This window comes from Bacteroides propionicigenes, from assembly GCF_018390535.1.
GTDB lineage: Bacteria > Bacteroidota > Bacteroidia > Bacteroidales > Bacteroidaceae > Bacteroides > Bacteroides propionicigenes.
In genome coordinates this window covers 431,966-446,300 of the sequence record NZ_JAHBBW010000002.1, presented here as the reverse complement: position 1 = coordinate 446,300, position 14,335 = coordinate 431,966, and the positions used below count along the sequence as shown (strand labels likewise).

The following is a 14,335-nucleotide window of genomic DNA, read 5'->3' as shown; positions in this document are numbered from 1 at the left end:
TATGATTTACAATCTTCTTAAACGCATACAGAACCTGTTGGCTTCCAAGCCGTCCGGGACAAAGGAGGAACAGGAAATCCTGAGTCTGGTCAGCCAGGCGCTTCCTGCAATGCTCAATGGGCATGATACGGAAACACTTGCCGCCAATGAGCTGCTGGTACGGATATGCCCCGACACCAAACGGCCGGTCCTCGTATGCCATAACGGCAACGGGCAGTGCCTGTGCCTGCACAATGGGACGACGGAAGAGGATGCCGTCGACGTGGACTTATGGCTGCGTTCCAACGGTAGAGAGTGTAACGGCTACAACAAGTTGCAGGAGGCTGTCGTGGACCTTGCCTACAATGCCGGGGCGGACAACCTGTGGGAGGACAGGGACTCCCGTGCCGTCAATGCCGAGATCGTCCAGTGGGCGGAAGAATTCGAGACTGAGCATGCGGGCACTGATTGGGATGCGGAGGACTACTTCCTTGCCATCGACAGGTTTTACAAGGAAAAGACAAAACAAATGAATCCGGTTACAATACCGGCGAACTGAAAAAATGGCAACCGAATGGACAAGGAAATTGCAGAAGAAATCATCCGGGAAAACCGTTATCCGTCCGGATATGACATACAAGACTATCTGTTTGACAATGAGGATACTGTGCTTTCTCTGGAGGACGGAACGGAGCTGCTTGATGACTTCGACCTCTGGAAAGAACGTTCCGACCTCGAACTTGAAAAAATCATGGACCGGAACTACTGGTCCTCGACTGGTGGATATTAGATTAAAAACAGGAATATAATTATGGTAAGAGAACTTTATCAACGGCTCAGGGAATATTTCAACAACTTACCCGAACCGACAGAAGAGGAAAGACAATTTATCCGGGAGCTGAACGCCGGGTATTTCCCTATCACGTCCGTCCACCGCGATGACCTGGAAGGACAAGGTTTCGATGTGGAAAAGATCAGCGATGACGACATGCAGAATCTGGCGGAAAAGATGGCCGACGATTACTGCGAACAGTTGTTCTGGCCCAGCATGGAAATCATTGCCGGAGAAATCCTGAGTTTCCCGAAAGTAAAAACAAAAGACATTATCTGTCCGAAATGCAATTCGGAAAATATCCGTTATGATATTCACGAAAGTCGGTTCCACTGCGGCGAGTGTTCCCTGGCATGGGATGACAAGTTATATGCACTCGTGGAATTTCCCGAGGAAAGTGCTCCTTTCGAGGAAGAAGGAACCGGTTATCCGGCATGGGGAAGCGGGGAGAACGGGGCGCTTTACGTGCCCGAGGAAGACTATATACGCCATACCGGCAAATCTCCCGAACGGGACAAGTGTTACCGTGCCGTGTGTTGGCCGGACTCCCAGAAATACATGGGAACGAAAGGTTGTGAACCCATACAGGATGAAAACGGGATACGGGATTTCGGCACATCGGCATACTGGGTGCCGCTGCTTCTGACGGAAGAAGCGGCAGAGCGACGAATGGACAAGAAAAAGGTACCGGTATGCCCCGAATGTGGGGGCACAGATATTGACATTCTGAGTGACGAGGGCGTGGCCGTATGCAATGACTGCTGCCTTGAATGGCCTTACGCGGAGGATTGAGAATGGAAACGGTAGATGTTTATACGGAACGAGGCGACCTGGTCACCTGTTCCGATTGCGGCAAGGTGATGCTCCTGCCGTATGGAGCGGATAAATGTCCCGCCTGCAAGAAAGAAGGTTGCCTGGTATGGACGGACGAAAGCTTGCGGGAAGCCGACATCGACTCCCTGCTCGAGAGGCACTGTAACCTGCACCAGAAGAGCGAACTGCAACCGGAGGAGTATCTTTCACTTTCCATACTGGTGACCGAGTATATTCCATATCTGGCCGATAAACCGCAGACAGCGCGTGAAACCCTGTTCCTACTCCTTGAAACCGGCTCTCTTTTCGAGAAATACTGGCGGGATACAAGATGCTTCCAATCCGAAAATATCTACACGCCCGCCATCAAGACACTGCTTGACAAACTGGACGTGAAACTGCGAGAGGGCGACACGATTCCGGTAGAATACCAGGATTGCCGCTCCCTGGAGGACTTCTTCAGGGTCGTTGCCGGCGAGCGTCCGGCAAAGGAAGAGGTATCGTTTTCTTCAGATAAGGAGGGAAACTATTATTTCAACGGACGCAAGGTCAAGGTGGAAAATTCTGACGAGTACGCCTACCGCCTGCTGAAAACCAAAATACAGACGAGCTACCGGCGTCCGGTAGATTTTTACTTCCGCTTCCTTGCCCGTTTCGGACCATACGGAACTTATGGCAACGTGTATTACCCGAGTATCACGGACCTGATATGCAGGCGTTACCTGCCTGAAACCGCAAAATGAATTCCGGAAAGGCGATGGACAACGGTTCACCGCCTTTCTTATTGTATAACTTTTTTAATATCAATCATTATGGCAACAGCATTAGCAACAACGGCCGCCCCCGTGCAGTTCGATTTCCAGAACAACAACGTCGAGGTGATGACGCTCGACACGCTCCGGCGCACACACAAGGAAAATGACATCTATGGCAACCCGCTCAAGGGAATCTACCATTACGAGGTGATAGAGCGCATGGCGGACATCTGCCAGAAACACAACCTGAATTACGAGGTGGAGGAAATCTTCGCCGCCCAGAACAAGAACAAGGCACAGCCCGGCGTGGTCGTCCTGCCCCAGGTGGAACAAAAGTACGGGGCGATGGCCGTCGAGGCGCATATCCTGCGCCGCGTTTATACGACCATCCGCATTAAGGAATGGGAAACGGACGAGCTGACCACGACGCTTGTCATCGCCTTCCATCAGGACGGCATCCAGGCGGCCATCGGCCCGTGCGTCAGGGTGTGCCACAACCAGTGCATCCTCTCCCCCGAACGCAGTGTGTCGAACTACGGGAAAGACAAAGTCACCACCGAAGAGCTTTTCGGTCGTGTAGACGAGTGGCTCTCGAACTTCGAGGTACAGATGAACGAGGACAGGGAACGCATCCGCCGCCTGAAAGCGAAAGTAATTACCCCGGTGGAGATGTACGCCTACATCGGATTGCTGACAGCATTGCGCGTATCGCATGACAGTTCCGACAAGCGTCTTTCGTCCAAGGTGGAGACCTATCCCCTGAACCAGTCCCAGATTTCCATCTTCACCGAGGACCTGCTCAAACTCACCGAAGAGAAGAAGACGCTCACGGCGTGGGATATCTATAACGTGGCAACCGAAATCTACAAGCCCGGACGTACGGACATTCCGGCCATGATTCCCCAGAACGGGGCGCTGGCCGAGCTGATGCTCTCGGAAGGGTTGCCGGAATCTTAAAAGGCTGCCACGTGACAAGAATCAAGGGACAACTGACGACAGCCGACTACCTGCCCATAGCGGAATATAACAGGCTGGTCCGCGGGCTTGAGAAGGACGGCGAGTACCTGTGGGAGACCTACTGCTGGCTGTCGTTCTGCACGGCATGCAGGGCCTCCGACGTGAGGACCCTGCGCTGGAAAGACATCTTAGGAAAAAGCACCATGACCCGCATCGAGCAGAAAACAAAGAAAAACCGCCTGATCAAGTTCAACAGGGACGTGCAGGAGAAGAACCGTTTCCTGTACGAGATGCTCGGACAACCCGCCCCCGAACAGTACATCTTTCTCAGCCCGCGTACCGGGAAACCTTACTCGCTGGAATACATCAACAGGCTGCTCAAGGTATTCAAGGTAAGGTACAGGCTGCCGATCAGGGCATTCTCCACACATACCTTCCGCAAGACTTTCGGGCGCTATGTCTACGAGCTGATGGGACGCTCGGCCGAGGGCCTGATCCTGCTCAACCAGATATTCCGCCATTCCAACCTGGAAACCACCCGGCGCTACATCGGGCTGGCGCAGGAGGACATCGACAAAGTGTTCGATTCCATACGTCTATGAGAATATTTTCAACGATGCCCGGAACCCGAGCGGGAGGTTCCGGGCTATGCTTTATATAACATATCAAAATCAGAACTGTAAATGGACACACCGATATATATCGACACATACTTCCGCGTCGAGTCCGGCTATGACGGCGGTCGCATGCCGGAAGAGAAAGCCGGACGCTTCTTCGACGAGGTAAAGCGCCTTTTCACGGAAACAGGGTTCAGCATCAAGGAAAACAAATACAAAGACGGTTGTCCCGAGGTGTATCTCGGAAAGACATGCCTGTACTGTCATCCCCAATCGTTATCGGGCCCTGTTCTTAAAGAGCACATGGAGCTTATCGAGAAGATTCTGGCACAAGGAACGACCTTCCGGTACCTACGTACTGACACTTACGGCGAGATTCTCGACCTGACGGAGGAGGAAGAACTCGCGTATTACCACAAGACTCATGACATGACTATCGGGGGTGTCTTTCTCGACGCCTTCCGCACCAAGCGCCGGAACCTGTACAAGAGCCGGGAGCAGGTGCTGGAAATACTCGTCGAAAAGCTGCGTGTCAAGACACTCCGTGGGAAGTCCGTTTATTCGAACACCTCCCCGGCATACCGTTATATCAGGGAAATGTACGGGAAAATGGTGTCCGAAGGACGGCTCGTCGAGGGATGCAAGCAAACCGCTTCCGGGAAACTGCCGCTCTGCCGCACGGCAACCGGCAGGGAACTGAAAATGAAAAGACGGGAAGACGACAGGACGGAATGACACGCGGTTCCGTACCGGACATGGCCGGATACCAGTCCGAAGACTTCTGTAAATCATAATTTTCAAGCCGGACTGTCAATCGAAAGAAGGACGACCCGGCTATACTTCAACAACAAGAGATAGCACTATTATGAGCATACAAATCGGAAAACTGTTGCCGGACGGCAGTGTCCGGCACATCAAGGCGCTCCATGAGACGCTTTCAAAAGACCTTGTGAGGAAACTCCGGGTGTTCTATCCCAATGACAGACGGGTAGATGCCCTGCTGTCGCTGGGCGACATACAAAAACTGGGACCGTCACCCTATGGAAAATGGACAGGAACCGGCGATACCGTCCACTGTTTTTCAAAGATCCGTGACGGACGGGAAACACCGCGGCAATCCGCATCACGCATCGCGGACAACGCAGACATTTTCGGCCGCATGGAGGACACGTGCCTCCTGTTCGATAACGGCAGATGGCATGTCATGGACAAGGGAGAATACTGTGAACAGCCGCTCTTCGTCGAAGATACGCCCTCCCATGACAGCATGAAACCGATCACGGTATATGTGAACAACCATGTCCGACTCGAAAAGATAAATACACCGCAGCACTGGCAGGGACTTGAGGAACTCGCCGAACGGGAATCCAGGATACTCTATGTCTACCGGGGGTGCCGCCTTGTGAGAATCGTCCGTTCGTCCAACCTTAAAAAGAAACTGTATGCGGCACAATAACATCGTATCGGCCATAGAATGGCTGCCGGAACACCTGTTCACGGAAGAGATCGTGGAAGCAGCCGTCGAAAGCAAGGAAATAGAGGTGCTGAGCCATATTCCGGGACGTTTCCTCACACCCGGACGTATAGAACGAATCATCGCGGGCAGCACGGAGAGCTGGCACAGCTTCGAGCTGCGCAATATTCCGGAGGCGTACCGTTCGGGAGCAGTCTGTGACTACGCCATGCGCAAAAAAACGAAGAATATCACGGCCGTTCCCGAAGCAATGGTTACCCGAGAAATGGCAGAAGCGGTCATCCGAAACGGACGCGGGGATTTCGACATTCTCGCCTTCATACCTGAACGCCTTTGGGATGCGCAACTGGCATACCTGGCCTTGCGCAGCTATATTTACGACCCGTATTACACGGACAGCAGGACAGACGCCGTCATGAAAACGGGGCTTATCCTCGGATATGTCCCCGTTGAGGTAAAGACTCAAGAGTTCTATTACGGGATGCTCGACGGGATGAAAATATTGAGCACGGTTACCGATGCCGTCGTGCCGTCCCGTTTCAAGACTGCGGCATACTACCGCAAGATGGCGGAACATGACCTCTCGCTTGTTCCCGCCCGGTTCTATTCCTATGAGATTCTCCATGCGGCTGTCTGTTCGACCGAAGGAAAAAACTTCATCACAGACCCCCAGTTTTTCAAGCCGTTGTCGGTATATCTGGACGACATGCTGGCGGACCGGCTGATGGAGAAACACCCTTACATGTTCGGGGAGTTGCCGAAGCGGTTCAAGACACCGGAAAGACTGGTCATTGCCATCGATAACAGCAAACGGGAGACGAACTGCTATATCGACGAGGAAACTGAACAATCCCTGCTCACGGTGGAAGTGTGCAAGGCATTCATCCGAAGAAACGGCAACTGTCCCGAATTTCCTGAAAATGTATGGACGCGGGAATTTGTCGACTACTGCATGGAGCACGGGACGTGTTTCCGCTGGTTCCGCCAGATGCCCAAAAAGTTCCAGACCTACGCGAACACGCAGGCGGCGTATGATTACGGCCATCACCATATCTGTGACTTTGCCAAACGGTTCATCACCCCACAAATGGCGAAGGAGTGCTACCGGGAGCGCAGTTATGCACGTGCCATCCCCGGACATTTCCTCACGGAGTTCTGCCGACAGACCGGACTGCCCGAGAAGTTCTACGGCGGGGAAACCACGATGCTGTCGCTGAAAAACAGCCGTGACGACTATACTTACTGCAAAGTCGGCAATACCTGTCTGGCCTTTTACCTGAAAGAACAATACGAGCCGTCCTCGGCACATCTGATGATGACGCGGTCGGATTCAAAATACTGCACACCGGAGAAGGTGTTCGACGTGCCTGTCGGAACCTTCCACCGCACGTGGCTGGAAAAGATCGTGGCGGAAAACGACCCCCGCTTTGTCAAACCCCGTGTGGACAAAGCGTTGAAAGCCGTACAGGCGGTCTGCTATTACGGTGTCGAGAAGTTGAAGGACCTGAACCGTACGGAAATCTTCCGCAACACCTTCATGGGCGAGACCATCGGTTACTGCGCCCGCCGCAGGGACCTGACCTACCACAGCGACAACTGCGGGACCCTTATCGAGGGCTTGAAGTTCAAGATCCGGGGAATGGCTGTCCCCGTAACCCTGGCGGAAGACATGACTCCTTATACGGCCGACATGCTGCACCGGAAGTTCGGCTTCTGCTATATCGGAATGACGGCATTCGCCACGGACTACGGCCTGGACATGGAGAAGGCATACACCTTTGCACAGATGCGCCAGATCGTAAGGGAGAAAGGGCACAAGCCGTCATTGAGAAACTACAAACGTGAACTGAAACAAATAAACATCATACAATGAAAAAATACCGGATAGCTATCGAAGAGACGCTCCGTAAGGTCGTGGAGATCGAGGCGGAAACGCCCGGTCTGGCCGTCTGCAGGGCGGAAGACGAATACAATGAAGAGAAACACGTGCTGTCAGCCGACAATTTCGCAGGAGCTGACATCGCGCTCTCGACTGATGACATCACGGTCATGGAGACTCTGGAAGACGTGGGTTTCATCGGATACGTGCAACGCCGTTTTGAGGAATGCCGGGAGTCCATATCCGTCGAAGACAAAGTCCGGCTGGCATTCGGAAGTTTCGACAACGCCCTGTATGAGTTCGGCGAATACCGTAAGGAGGCGGCCCGGAACCGCCCGCAGGTCTACCTGCTGTACCGGAGCGATGCCTGGCACAACCGTTCTTCCATGGAGCTCATAGCCCCGTTCTCCTCCCTCGAAAACATGATGGAGTACCTGCGGCGTAAGAAGAAGGAATTCCGCCTGACGGAAAGTGATCTGGAAGAGTTCAAGAACAACCGGCAGACGAAGGGGCGCGGCGAAAACTACCTGTACGAGTCGGATTATCTGGATGTGCTGCCGGAACAGGAACCCGAACTGCCGCCGAAAGATGACGCTTTCTATGACAAGGTTTTCACCTGCGGGCAATCCGAGCTGTCACGCAGGGAGTTGGAATCTCTGCCGGAGCCGTTCGATACCTACCATGTTACGGACGAAGAAATGGAACAGATTGTGTACGAAACGGAAATGGAGACACGGGACCGGCTGCGGCTCGGTAAAAGAAAGCCCATAGATTTTGACAATGACCGCCATAGTGAAATCTGGTGGGAAGAAATGGAAAAAGCAGTGGTAAGGCACGGCGTACCGTACTACGAGGCCGAATAACGAAAATAGAACCTGTTCATCACATGCCATAATGATGACGGGCCGTCGCGGCTACGGCTGCGGCGGTCTTTTTTTTTCAAAACGAGGTGAGTATTCCACCCCTTATACAAAACGATTACCTACTCTTAAAAAAACGGATTTATGAAACAGACAAGACAGGATTTCTTCACGGCGAACGGGGAAGGAATCAAAATCATGACATTTACGGAGTTCGCCCGGCATATCCTGCGTATGGAATGCGGGGAAAGTCTGGAACTGTATGCCGTTGTGAACCGGCAGACACGGGAATGCTCCCGGCCGCTCTCTGTCAGAAAGGAACAATGGAACGGTACGCCCTTTTACCTGCTCGGCGGGCACGGGCAGGAAGTCCGTACCATCAATTTTGCGGGTCGTCCGAAAGAGGAGTTTGAAACGACCTGCCATGATGCCTTGGACAGCTACGATGCCGTGGAAAGTATCGGGGCGGTCGTGTCAAGACTGCGTGAATTATCTCCTGAAGAACTGCATAAGCGGATTGCGGAAGAGATGAAGACCGGCTGTAAATACCTGTTGGTCTACCGCAGCGAGGAGGAGATGACGGCCGCACTCGACGGCAAGATATACGCCATCAGCGATACGGACGGCAAATTCCTTTGCGACCTGTATCAGCCGGATTATCTCCATCTGGAAAACGGGGGCGATATTGTGGACACCGCATCCATTCCGGACATGCATTTCCATTCCGATTGGGCAATCGCCAACCCCACGGTACGCGACAAGGTGCTCTCCTCCCGGATGGTGATTATATATACCCACGAAACGGCAACGCTATGATAGAGATTGGCAACAGGATAGAAACGCCGGAAGGTGTGTTCTATGAACTGGAATACGGAGGGGAAGGAAACATCTACAAGAACGAGGATGCCTTTCTCAACCGCCCCGATGAAGTGTGCTATATACCCGAATACGCGGCAGAAGACCGTGAGGACTGGCGTGTGCCGGAGAGCAGTGACGGCTGTTTCACGCATAACTCACTGCTCGCCCTGTGCAAGGGTAATGAAGAGGTGTGCCAGGATCTGTTTTACAGCCTTGAATGGACGTACCCGACCACCTTGCTGGAAGAATGGGACTCGAACGGCTATTTCGATGAGATCGAGGGCTGGTATGACAGTAACGATTAAATGGAACGGCATATCATGGACAGGAAATACAAAATCACATACTCGGGAAAAATCACGGGCAAGACCCCGAACTACATATTGAGCCTGCGGGCGCATCTGAAAGGCATTTTCCCTGAAATGGAACGGTATGGTAAGGAAGAATTCGACCACGTGCTTCATTGCATCAGCTCGTTCATTGATGATTTTACCTTCAAGGTACGCAATTCCCGATACCGGGGAGACATCCTGAAAAGGACTATCAGTAACGACTGCCTGAAAGTGTTCAACCTGGGTGACGAGAAAGTGATACTGACCGTCTCCTTCACCCCGCTGGAAACATGAAACCAACAATATGACAGATATGGATAAAATACAGAAAGACAATGCGGAGCCGGGCAAAGCCCCGGACAAAATGAGCGCCGACAAGCTGCATCTGTTCGCCACCCAGTACGCCTTTATCGACGGACGGCTGCACGAGGCCGAGCAAGCCATGCTGAAATTCATGCTGGAGTTCCTGGCACAATATGGCCGCGTATCACTCGGCCTTACAGAAGAGGAGGAACTCGATGACAACAACTTCCCCGTCACGACAACCTTGTACGGGAAGCACGACACGCCCCGTATCAAGCTTACCGATGTCTACCTGACGGATGACGGGGAATATCTCCTTGCTGACGGAATAGATGCGGAGACCGGGGAAAAACGGGACGGATTCTATATCTACAGCGAACAATACGCCGATATCTTCCAGTTCGTCGGCCACGCTTCGGAGATGAACTGACGAATGAGGAACAACCATAAAACGAAATATCAATGGACTGTATCAAAGATTTACAAGACGCCATCCGCAACATTCTCGTGAACAACGGTCTTACGGAACTCTGTCTGGGAGAGCCTGACGAACTGGACGATCCCACCTATATCATCTGGTATGACAGGCACTGTGAGCCTCACGAAGACCCGGTATTGAAGGTTTGCCTTGAAGATGAGGGCATTGCCGTTGAGGTCGAAGCCCGCAGTTTCGGGAACACGATAACCGTCTACGATTATGACATAGACCGTATTGAATGGTGGAAAGGCATTCATGCCAATATTCTGGAAGTGCTGGAGCGTGACGGCAAGCGCCGGTGTCCGGCCTGTGGCAGGACGGTCAAGGAAAAGCAGCTGTATTGCAGTGCCGGATGCCGTGATTTCATGACTCCCGGACCGACCGTGGAGCAGGTCGCGGAAAAAGCCAACCGGAATATCCGCAAACTGGCAAGCCTTGCCGCCGGAAAGGACAAGGCGTACCGGAAGCGGCTGATAGAGAAATATACCGTCGGCCTGTCATAGGCCGGCTTTGTGACACTAAAAAATGTATGATATTATGGCAACAAGAACCATCTACCTGACCGTACGGCTCGATATCGACAACCCGAAGGCCGATGAGATAACGGACGAAGAGGTTGACGAAATTATCAGCGAAGTGGACTATGAATTCAAAAATTACGGGGACTATGAAATCGACACGGAAATCTGCGGGAAAAATGACGAAGGTGGTCTTTAGACGCTATCCCGACGGACAGGTCATCGCCCTGTTCCCGGACATACCGTGGAGCGGACGGCGGGGTGAAATAACCTCCTACATGCATGTCGGCCAGCATGGCGCAGCCGACTATGCGGGCGTGATCGCCATGACACGGCCAGCCCATGAAAAGGAGTACCGCAACCCGCTTTCCGAACTGAGAGCCATCGGTTACGATGACCTACACATCATGCGGCGTGCAAGACCGAAATTCATAAACAGCTAAAAACAAATCTTATGTCTCATAAACCGAATGCCGTTCCTGTCTTGCAGGAGGGAACGGTCTATACAATTATACTTGACAACGGACGAAAGGTCCACGACGTAATCTATCATGCCTGTGTCGCCTCCGGCAAGTCGTATTTCGCCAAAGGCGATAAGACCTATCCCGCCGAAAAGGTGCGGAACCATTCAATCACCGGACATGCCGCATCGGACGGCTCTAGAAGGAACGGCACACCCAATCCCGACCGCTTCGCCATCACGGATGAAGTGTGCGAGGTCGTTGATGTAGTTACCACGCCGGAAACCAATCCGGAAATGTTCCGGTGTCGTGTCAAATGCCTGATGTATTCAGGCCTGTCACAAGCCGAGGCTGAGAAAGTCATCGCTTCAACGCCACTAAAGCTGGAACTCTTCTACGACGTAGGCCGTGGCAGTTTCGCTATTGACGCCGAGGCAGTTGGCAACACACCGCTGTATAATCCTTACACGGGAAAGGAAATCCCGGATGAAACTTAAGCCGAACTACATCGAATATGAGAGAACTATATATCAAGAATCTCTGCATCGAGATTACCCGACGTTGCAACATGCGCTGTACCCATTGCATGCGGGGAGATGCCGAATCCGTGGATATCCCTTTGAAACATATAAGCAACCTGCTGCGGCATGTCAGGCATATTCGCCATTTCAACATCACGGGCGGCGAGCCGTCGCTTAACGTCCGGGCCATCCGCCATATCCTCGAACGGGTACGCGCCTACGGTATTACTGTCAATGACTTTTATATCGTAACCAACGGCTCTGCCACATCCCGTTCGGAGGAATTCATAGAAGCCTGCGCCGCACTGTACGAGTACCAGGAGGAAAAGGAACAGGACTCCGGCCACATGCTCGAAATGAGCGACGACCGCTTCCATGATCCGGCAGAGCATGCCGCCACGCTCGCGGCACTTTCCCCGTATCCCTTTTTCGGAGTCCGGGGACAGGCCGAGCGTATCTTCCTTTTCCGGGAAGGCCGCAGCACGGAGGGGTTTCCGAACCCTGTTCATGGGATTTATCTTACGGAGGAGAACTACGTTTACGGCGACCTCTGTCTCAATGCTGAAGGCATGGTTCTCTCCAACGGGGACCTGAGTTATGCCCGCCAACGGGAACATGCCCTGTGTCCCTGCGGGAAACTGATGCAATATCTCCGGATGACCTTGAAAAAGCGTCAAAAAGAAAGATTGTACGAATAAATACACAAATCAAAAAACTTATGTCAATCGTATGCAGTATCTGCGGCGGCACTGGAGTGAAATGTACCGCCGTCATCGACCCGAACACCAGACAGTTCCTCGAATTTACCCGCAACGCCTTGTCGGACGGCCGGTGCAGCCAGTGCGGCAACGTTGCCCTGACCGACCCTGACGAAGTAAAAGCCGGGCTGGACAAGCTTTGGACGGAATATACGGCGCGGCATCGTGCCGCCCCTAACTACATCTGCTGCGACATTGTCCGGCATGGTGATTACGACGGGTGTGAAAAGGCGTATATCCGCATCGGAGGCCCGTCAGACGTGGTCGAGAAGTATCCGGTCGTGGCCGTGTGCCGCGACCTCGAAGAGCTCAAATCACTTGCGCTCCCTGACCCGACGCGAGAATTTACCCTCATGGGAATTCAAGGGTTCGAGTTCCACGACGTGTTGGAAAACAAGACCTACGAGATCGGGGTGGACGACCTGAAAATTCCCGTCACGACGAAAGAGGTGCTGGACTTTTACCCGGCGGAACATCGGCTGAAAGAAACGGACATCGAACAATATGCCGCGGCTTACACGGCCCGTATCAAGGCGTACAGGGAGTATACCCGTCAGCTCGACGCCACACTCGTGCGGCGGCTTCTCGACGAAGAGCGGCTGATGAAAGTCGGCGAGAGCGACGGTTTCCGCTTGAAACTCCATTTCGACTGGTTTGTCATTTTAAAGCGGGAGAACGAAAGGATGTACGCGCCTTTCAAATACGCTGTAAATGCTTATTGTCTGGATAATATCCAAACTTTCGACCGTCGTTATGTCACGCTCGAAGATGCCTTGCTCCACTGCCTGAACGGTTTCAACGAGAACGCGAACATTCCTAACCGTTACAAGTCCATCGGGCATTACCTGTCGGGGAAATCCTGACGACGGGCAGTGTATCGACGGGTTACCGGAGGCCACGGGTGCTTTCCCCTTGACCGGAATACCGTCGGAACAAGTAACAATGTAACCAAAGAATAAAAAATATGATGAATGATTATAAAATCAAGAACATTCTCGAATCCCTGAAAGAGGAGGTCGAGAACGGGAAGGTATCCCTGCGGGAAGCTGCTGTCGAACTTCATAAAGCCGGCTGGACGAATTTCATCGACATCGACGCCACGAGGAACCTACTGAAGACCCGGAATGTAACGGGGAACGGAAATGTCCCGGGAGTTTCCGACATGATGGGAAAATACCGCGAGATGAAAGCGGCGCACCCGGATGCCCTGTACATTTTCCGAAACGGGGAATCTTGTGAATTGTATGAGGATGATGCCATCGCCGCTTCCGGCATTTTGGGCATTGCCACCGCCGAACGCGTCGACGGGCAAGGGAAAGGCGTCAAGGAACTGCGGTTTTCTTTTCGTGACCTGGACGTGTATCTCCCCAAACTGATACGCGCCGGAAACCGGGTGGCTGTCTGCGAACCGAATCAAACCGGTTCGGGCAAACGAGTTTGATAACCATTAAATAACAAATATTCAAAACCCAAAGACACATGATAAAGATAACAACGATTTTCGGCGAGGACGCCGTACGGGAATATGAAGAGAACAATGAACTGCCTTCTGAAGAATGGCTGGCGGATAACGGGGGCGTCGTGGACGAGAAAGAGTTCGAGACTGAGGCGGAGTACAATGCCTACATCGCCGGGGTAAACGATGCCGACGGATGGAGTGATTATCATATCATACGCCACCGGTCGGAAGAGGCGGACACCTCGAGAGAGGAAAATCTCTGGCTACGTCTCGGAATTAGCGTCCGGGGCAGCCGGGAGGACATCGAAAGGATTCTAAACGGGGACACCGAAACCCTTCGGAAACTGCTCGATGCCGGACGTTATGGGATTGGCGGAGAGACCTATGTCCCTGGTTCGACCGTCGAGGGGTACAACGAGGACCACGACACGGAGTTCGAGGAGGAAGACGTGGAGTTCCATTTATAATAAAACCACACCAT

Annotated in this window: 22 protein-coding genes; all 22 read left to right on the top strand. The window is 52.8% G+C overall.

Translation table 11 applies throughout. From position 1 onward, the window contains the following. Position 1: 1 nt before the first annotated feature. The 22 genes from KG118_RS04705 to KG118_RS04600 all read left to right on the top strand — a co-directional run bounded on the left by KG118_RS04705 (position 2) and on the right by KG118_RS04600 (position 14,321). Entirely contained in the window at positions 2-538 is a 537-nt protein-coding gene (locus KG118_RS04705; RefSeq protein ID WP_004293654.1) for a hypothetical protein, read from the top strand. Between the two features lie 15 nt (positions 539-553). Then, on the top strand, positions 554-769 hold the full coding sequence (locus KG118_RS04700) for a hypothetical protein (RefSeq protein ID WP_004303944.1): 216 nt from the start codon (positions 554-556) through the stop codon (positions 767-769). A 21-nt stretch (positions 770-790) separates the two neighbouring features. After that, the gene (locus KG118_RS04695) at positions 791-1,603 is read left to right on the top strand and encodes a hypothetical protein (protein ID WP_004293656.1); all 813 of its coding nucleotides are present in this window, start codon (positions 791-793) and stop codon (positions 1,601-1,603) included. Continuing rightward, complete coding sequence (locus tag KG118_RS04690; protein WP_004293657.1) at positions 1,582-2,367, top strand: hypothetical protein; 786 nt, start codon at positions 1,582-1,584, stop codon at positions 2,365-2,367. The genes KG118_RS04695 and KG118_RS04690 overlap by 22 nt, the downstream gene beginning before the upstream one ends. 69 nt (positions 2,368-2,436) lie before the next feature. Then, positions 2,437-3,336, top strand: a complete 900-nt coding sequence (locus KG118_RS04685; RefSeq protein ID WP_004293658.1) for a DUF932 domain-containing protein — start codon at positions 2,437-2,439, stop codon at positions 3,334-3,336. Between the two features lie 11 nt (positions 3,337-3,347). Beyond that, positions 3,348-3,938 carry a tyrosine-type recombinase/integrase gene (locus KG118_RS04680; protein ID WP_004293659.1) on the top strand — a complete coding sequence of 197 codons (591 nt, stop codon included), beginning with the start codon at positions 3,348-3,350 and terminating at the stop codon, positions 3,936-3,938. Positions 3,939-4,019: 81 nt separating this feature from the next. After that, positions 4,020-4,688 carry a hypothetical protein gene (locus KG118_RS04675; protein WP_004293660.1) on the top strand — a complete coding sequence of 223 codons (669 nt, stop codon included), beginning with the start codon at positions 4,020-4,022 and terminating at the stop codon, positions 4,686-4,688. 130 nt (positions 4,689-4,818) lie between these two features. Beyond that, a complete protein-coding gene (locus tag KG118_RS04670) occupies positions 4,819-5,409 on the top strand; it encodes a hypothetical protein (RefSeq protein WP_004293661.1) in 591 nt (196 codons plus the stop codon). Continuing rightward, positions 5,396-7,300 (top strand): hypothetical protein, encoded by a 1,905-nt coding sequence (locus KG118_RS04665; RefSeq protein WP_018665672.1) that lies wholly within the window; start codon positions 5,396-5,398, stop codon positions 7,298-7,300. Before KG118_RS04670 ends, KG118_RS04665 begins: the two co-directional genes overlap by 14 nt. Then, positions 7,297-8,169, top strand: coding sequence for a DpnD/PcfM family protein (locus KG118_RS04660; RefSeq protein ID WP_119993140.1), 873 nt, complete (start codon positions 7,297-7,299; stop codon positions 8,167-8,169). Before KG118_RS04665 ends, KG118_RS04660 begins: the two co-directional genes overlap by 4 nt. A gap of 141 nt (positions 8,170-8,310) precedes the next feature. After that, positions 8,311-8,982, top strand: a complete 672-nt coding sequence (locus tag KG118_RS04655) for a hypothetical protein (protein WP_018665674.1) — start codon at positions 8,311-8,313, stop codon at positions 8,980-8,982. Next, positions 8,979-9,329, top strand: coding sequence for a hypothetical protein (locus KG118_RS04650; RefSeq protein ID WP_018665675.1), 351 nt, complete (start codon positions 8,979-8,981; stop codon positions 9,327-9,329). The genes KG118_RS04655 and KG118_RS04650 overlap by 4 nt, the downstream gene beginning before the upstream one ends. Then, positions 9,330-9,650: a hypothetical protein gene (locus tag KG118_RS04645; RefSeq protein WP_004293666.1), complete on the top strand. Its 321-nt coding sequence runs from the start codon at positions 9,330-9,332 to the stop codon at positions 9,648-9,650. Positions 9,651-9,660: 10 nt separating this feature from the next. After that, positions 9,661-10,089: a hypothetical protein gene (locus tag KG118_RS04640; RefSeq protein ID WP_004293667.1), complete on the top strand. Its 429-nt coding sequence runs from the start codon at positions 9,661-9,663 to the stop codon at positions 10,087-10,089. Between the two features lie 32 nt (positions 10,090-10,121). After that, the gene (locus tag KG118_RS04635; protein WP_018665676.1) at positions 10,122-10,640 is read left to right on the top strand and encodes a hypothetical protein; all 519 of its coding nucleotides are present in this window, start codon (positions 10,122-10,124) and stop codon (positions 10,638-10,640) included. A gap of 34 nt (positions 10,641-10,674) precedes the next feature. Beyond that, positions 10,675-10,854, top strand: a complete 180-nt coding sequence (locus KG118_RS04630; RefSeq protein WP_004293669.1) for a hypothetical protein — start codon at positions 10,675-10,677, stop codon at positions 10,852-10,854. Then, positions 10,835-11,098 carry a hypothetical protein gene (locus tag KG118_RS04625; RefSeq protein WP_004293670.1) on the top strand — a complete coding sequence of 88 codons (264 nt, stop codon included), beginning with the start codon at positions 10,835-10,837 and terminating at the stop codon, positions 11,096-11,098. Before KG118_RS04630 ends, KG118_RS04625 begins: the two co-directional genes overlap by 20 nt. Before the next feature lie 11 nt (positions 11,099-11,109). Continuing rightward, positions 11,110-11,613 carry a hypothetical protein gene (locus KG118_RS04620; protein ID WP_004293671.1) on the top strand — a complete coding sequence of 168 codons (504 nt, stop codon included), beginning with the start codon at positions 11,110-11,112 and terminating at the stop codon, positions 11,611-11,613. A gap of 17 nt (positions 11,614-11,630) precedes the next feature. Next, positions 11,631-12,335: a radical SAM protein gene (locus tag KG118_RS04615; RefSeq protein WP_025068530.1), complete on the top strand. Its 705-nt coding sequence runs from the start codon at positions 11,631-11,633 to the stop codon at positions 12,333-12,335. Next, positions 12,260-13,258, top strand: coding sequence for a hypothetical protein (locus KG118_RS04610; RefSeq protein WP_243634824.1), 999 nt, complete (start codon positions 12,260-12,262; stop codon positions 13,256-13,258). Before KG118_RS04615 ends, KG118_RS04610 begins: the two co-directional genes overlap by 76 nt. 101 nt (positions 13,259-13,359) lie before the next feature. Then, a complete protein-coding gene (locus tag KG118_RS04605; RefSeq protein WP_008143055.1) occupies positions 13,360-13,836 on the top strand; it encodes a MutS N-terminal domain-containing protein in 477 nt (158 codons plus the stop codon). A gap of 38 nt (positions 13,837-13,874) precedes the next feature. Continuing rightward, complete coding sequence (locus KG118_RS04600) at positions 13,875-14,321, top strand: hypothetical protein (protein ID WP_004293675.1); 447 nt, start codon at positions 13,875-13,877, stop codon at positions 14,319-14,321. Positions 14,322-14,335 lie beyond the last annotated feature (14 nt).

What these genes read in the sequence shown, in the direction of transcription:
- KG118_RS04635 (WP_018665676.1), top strand. Translation starts at nt 10,122, where the DNA reads ATGGACTGTATCAAAGATTTACAAGACGCCATCCGCAACATTCTCGTG.
- KG118_RS04705 (WP_004293654.1), top strand. Translation starts at nt 2, where the DNA reads ATGATTTACAATCTTCTTAAACGCATACAGAACCTGTTGGCTTCCAAG.
- KG118_RS04690 (WP_004293657.1), top strand. Translation starts at nt 1,582, where the DNA reads ATGGCCTTACGCGGAGGATTGAGAATGGAAACGGTAGATGTTTATACG.
- KG118_RS04700 (WP_004303944.1), top strand. Translation starts at nt 554, where the DNA reads ATGGACAAGGAAATTGCAGAAGAAATCATCCGGGAAAACCGTTATCCG.
- KG118_RS04600 (WP_004293675.1), top strand. Translation starts at nt 13,875, where the DNA reads ATGATAAAGATAACAACGATTTTCGGCGAGGACGCCGTACGGGAATAT.
- KG118_RS04685 (WP_004293658.1), top strand. Translation starts at nt 2,437, where the DNA reads ATGGCAACAGCATTAGCAACAACGGCCGCCCCCGTGCAGTTCGATTTC.
- KG118_RS04630 (WP_004293669.1), top strand. Translation starts at nt 10,675, where the DNA reads ATGGCAACAAGAACCATCTACCTGACCGTACGGCTCGATATCGACAAC.
- KG118_RS04650 (WP_018665675.1), top strand. Translation starts at nt 8,979, where the DNA reads ATGATAGAGATTGGCAACAGGATAGAAACGCCGGAAGGTGTGTTCTAT.
- KG118_RS04655 (WP_018665674.1), top strand. Translation starts at nt 8,311, where the DNA reads ATGAAACAGACAAGACAGGATTTCTTCACGGCGAACGGGGAAGGAATC.
- KG118_RS04620 (WP_004293671.1), top strand. Translation starts at nt 11,110, where the DNA reads ATGTCTCATAAACCGAATGCCGTTCCTGTCTTGCAGGAGGGAACGGTC.
- KG118_RS04645 (WP_004293666.1), top strand. Translation starts at nt 9,330, where the DNA reads ATGGAACGGCATATCATGGACAGGAAATACAAAATCACATACTCGGGA.
- KG118_RS04640 (WP_004293667.1), top strand. Translation starts at nt 9,661, where the DNA reads ATGACAGATATGGATAAAATACAGAAAGACAATGCGGAGCCGGGCAAA.
- KG118_RS04660 (WP_119993140.1), top strand. Translation starts at nt 7,297, where the DNA reads ATGAAAAAATACCGGATAGCTATCGAAGAGACGCTCCGTAAGGTCGTG.
- KG118_RS04625 (WP_004293670.1), top strand. Translation starts at nt 10,835, where the DNA reads ATGACGAAGGTGGTCTTTAGACGCTATCCCGACGGACAGGTCATCGCC.
- KG118_RS04675 (WP_004293660.1), top strand. Translation starts at nt 4,020, where the DNA reads ATGGACACACCGATATATATCGACACATACTTCCGCGTCGAGTCCGGC.
- KG118_RS04605 (WP_008143055.1), top strand. Translation starts at nt 13,360, where the DNA reads ATGATGAATGATTATAAAATCAAGAACATTCTCGAATCCCTGAAAGAG.
- KG118_RS04670 (WP_004293661.1), top strand. Translation starts at nt 4,819, where the DNA reads ATGAGCATACAAATCGGAAAACTGTTGCCGGACGGCAGTGTCCGGCAC.
- KG118_RS04615 (WP_025068530.1), top strand. Translation starts at nt 11,631, where the DNA reads ATGAGAGAACTATATATCAAGAATCTCTGCATCGAGATTACCCGACGT.
- KG118_RS04665 (WP_018665672.1), top strand. Translation starts at nt 5,396, where the DNA reads ATGCGGCACAATAACATCGTATCGGCCATAGAATGGCTGCCGGAACAC.
- KG118_RS04695 (WP_004293656.1), top strand. Translation starts at nt 791, where the DNA reads ATGGTAAGAGAACTTTATCAACGGCTCAGGGAATATTTCAACAACTTA.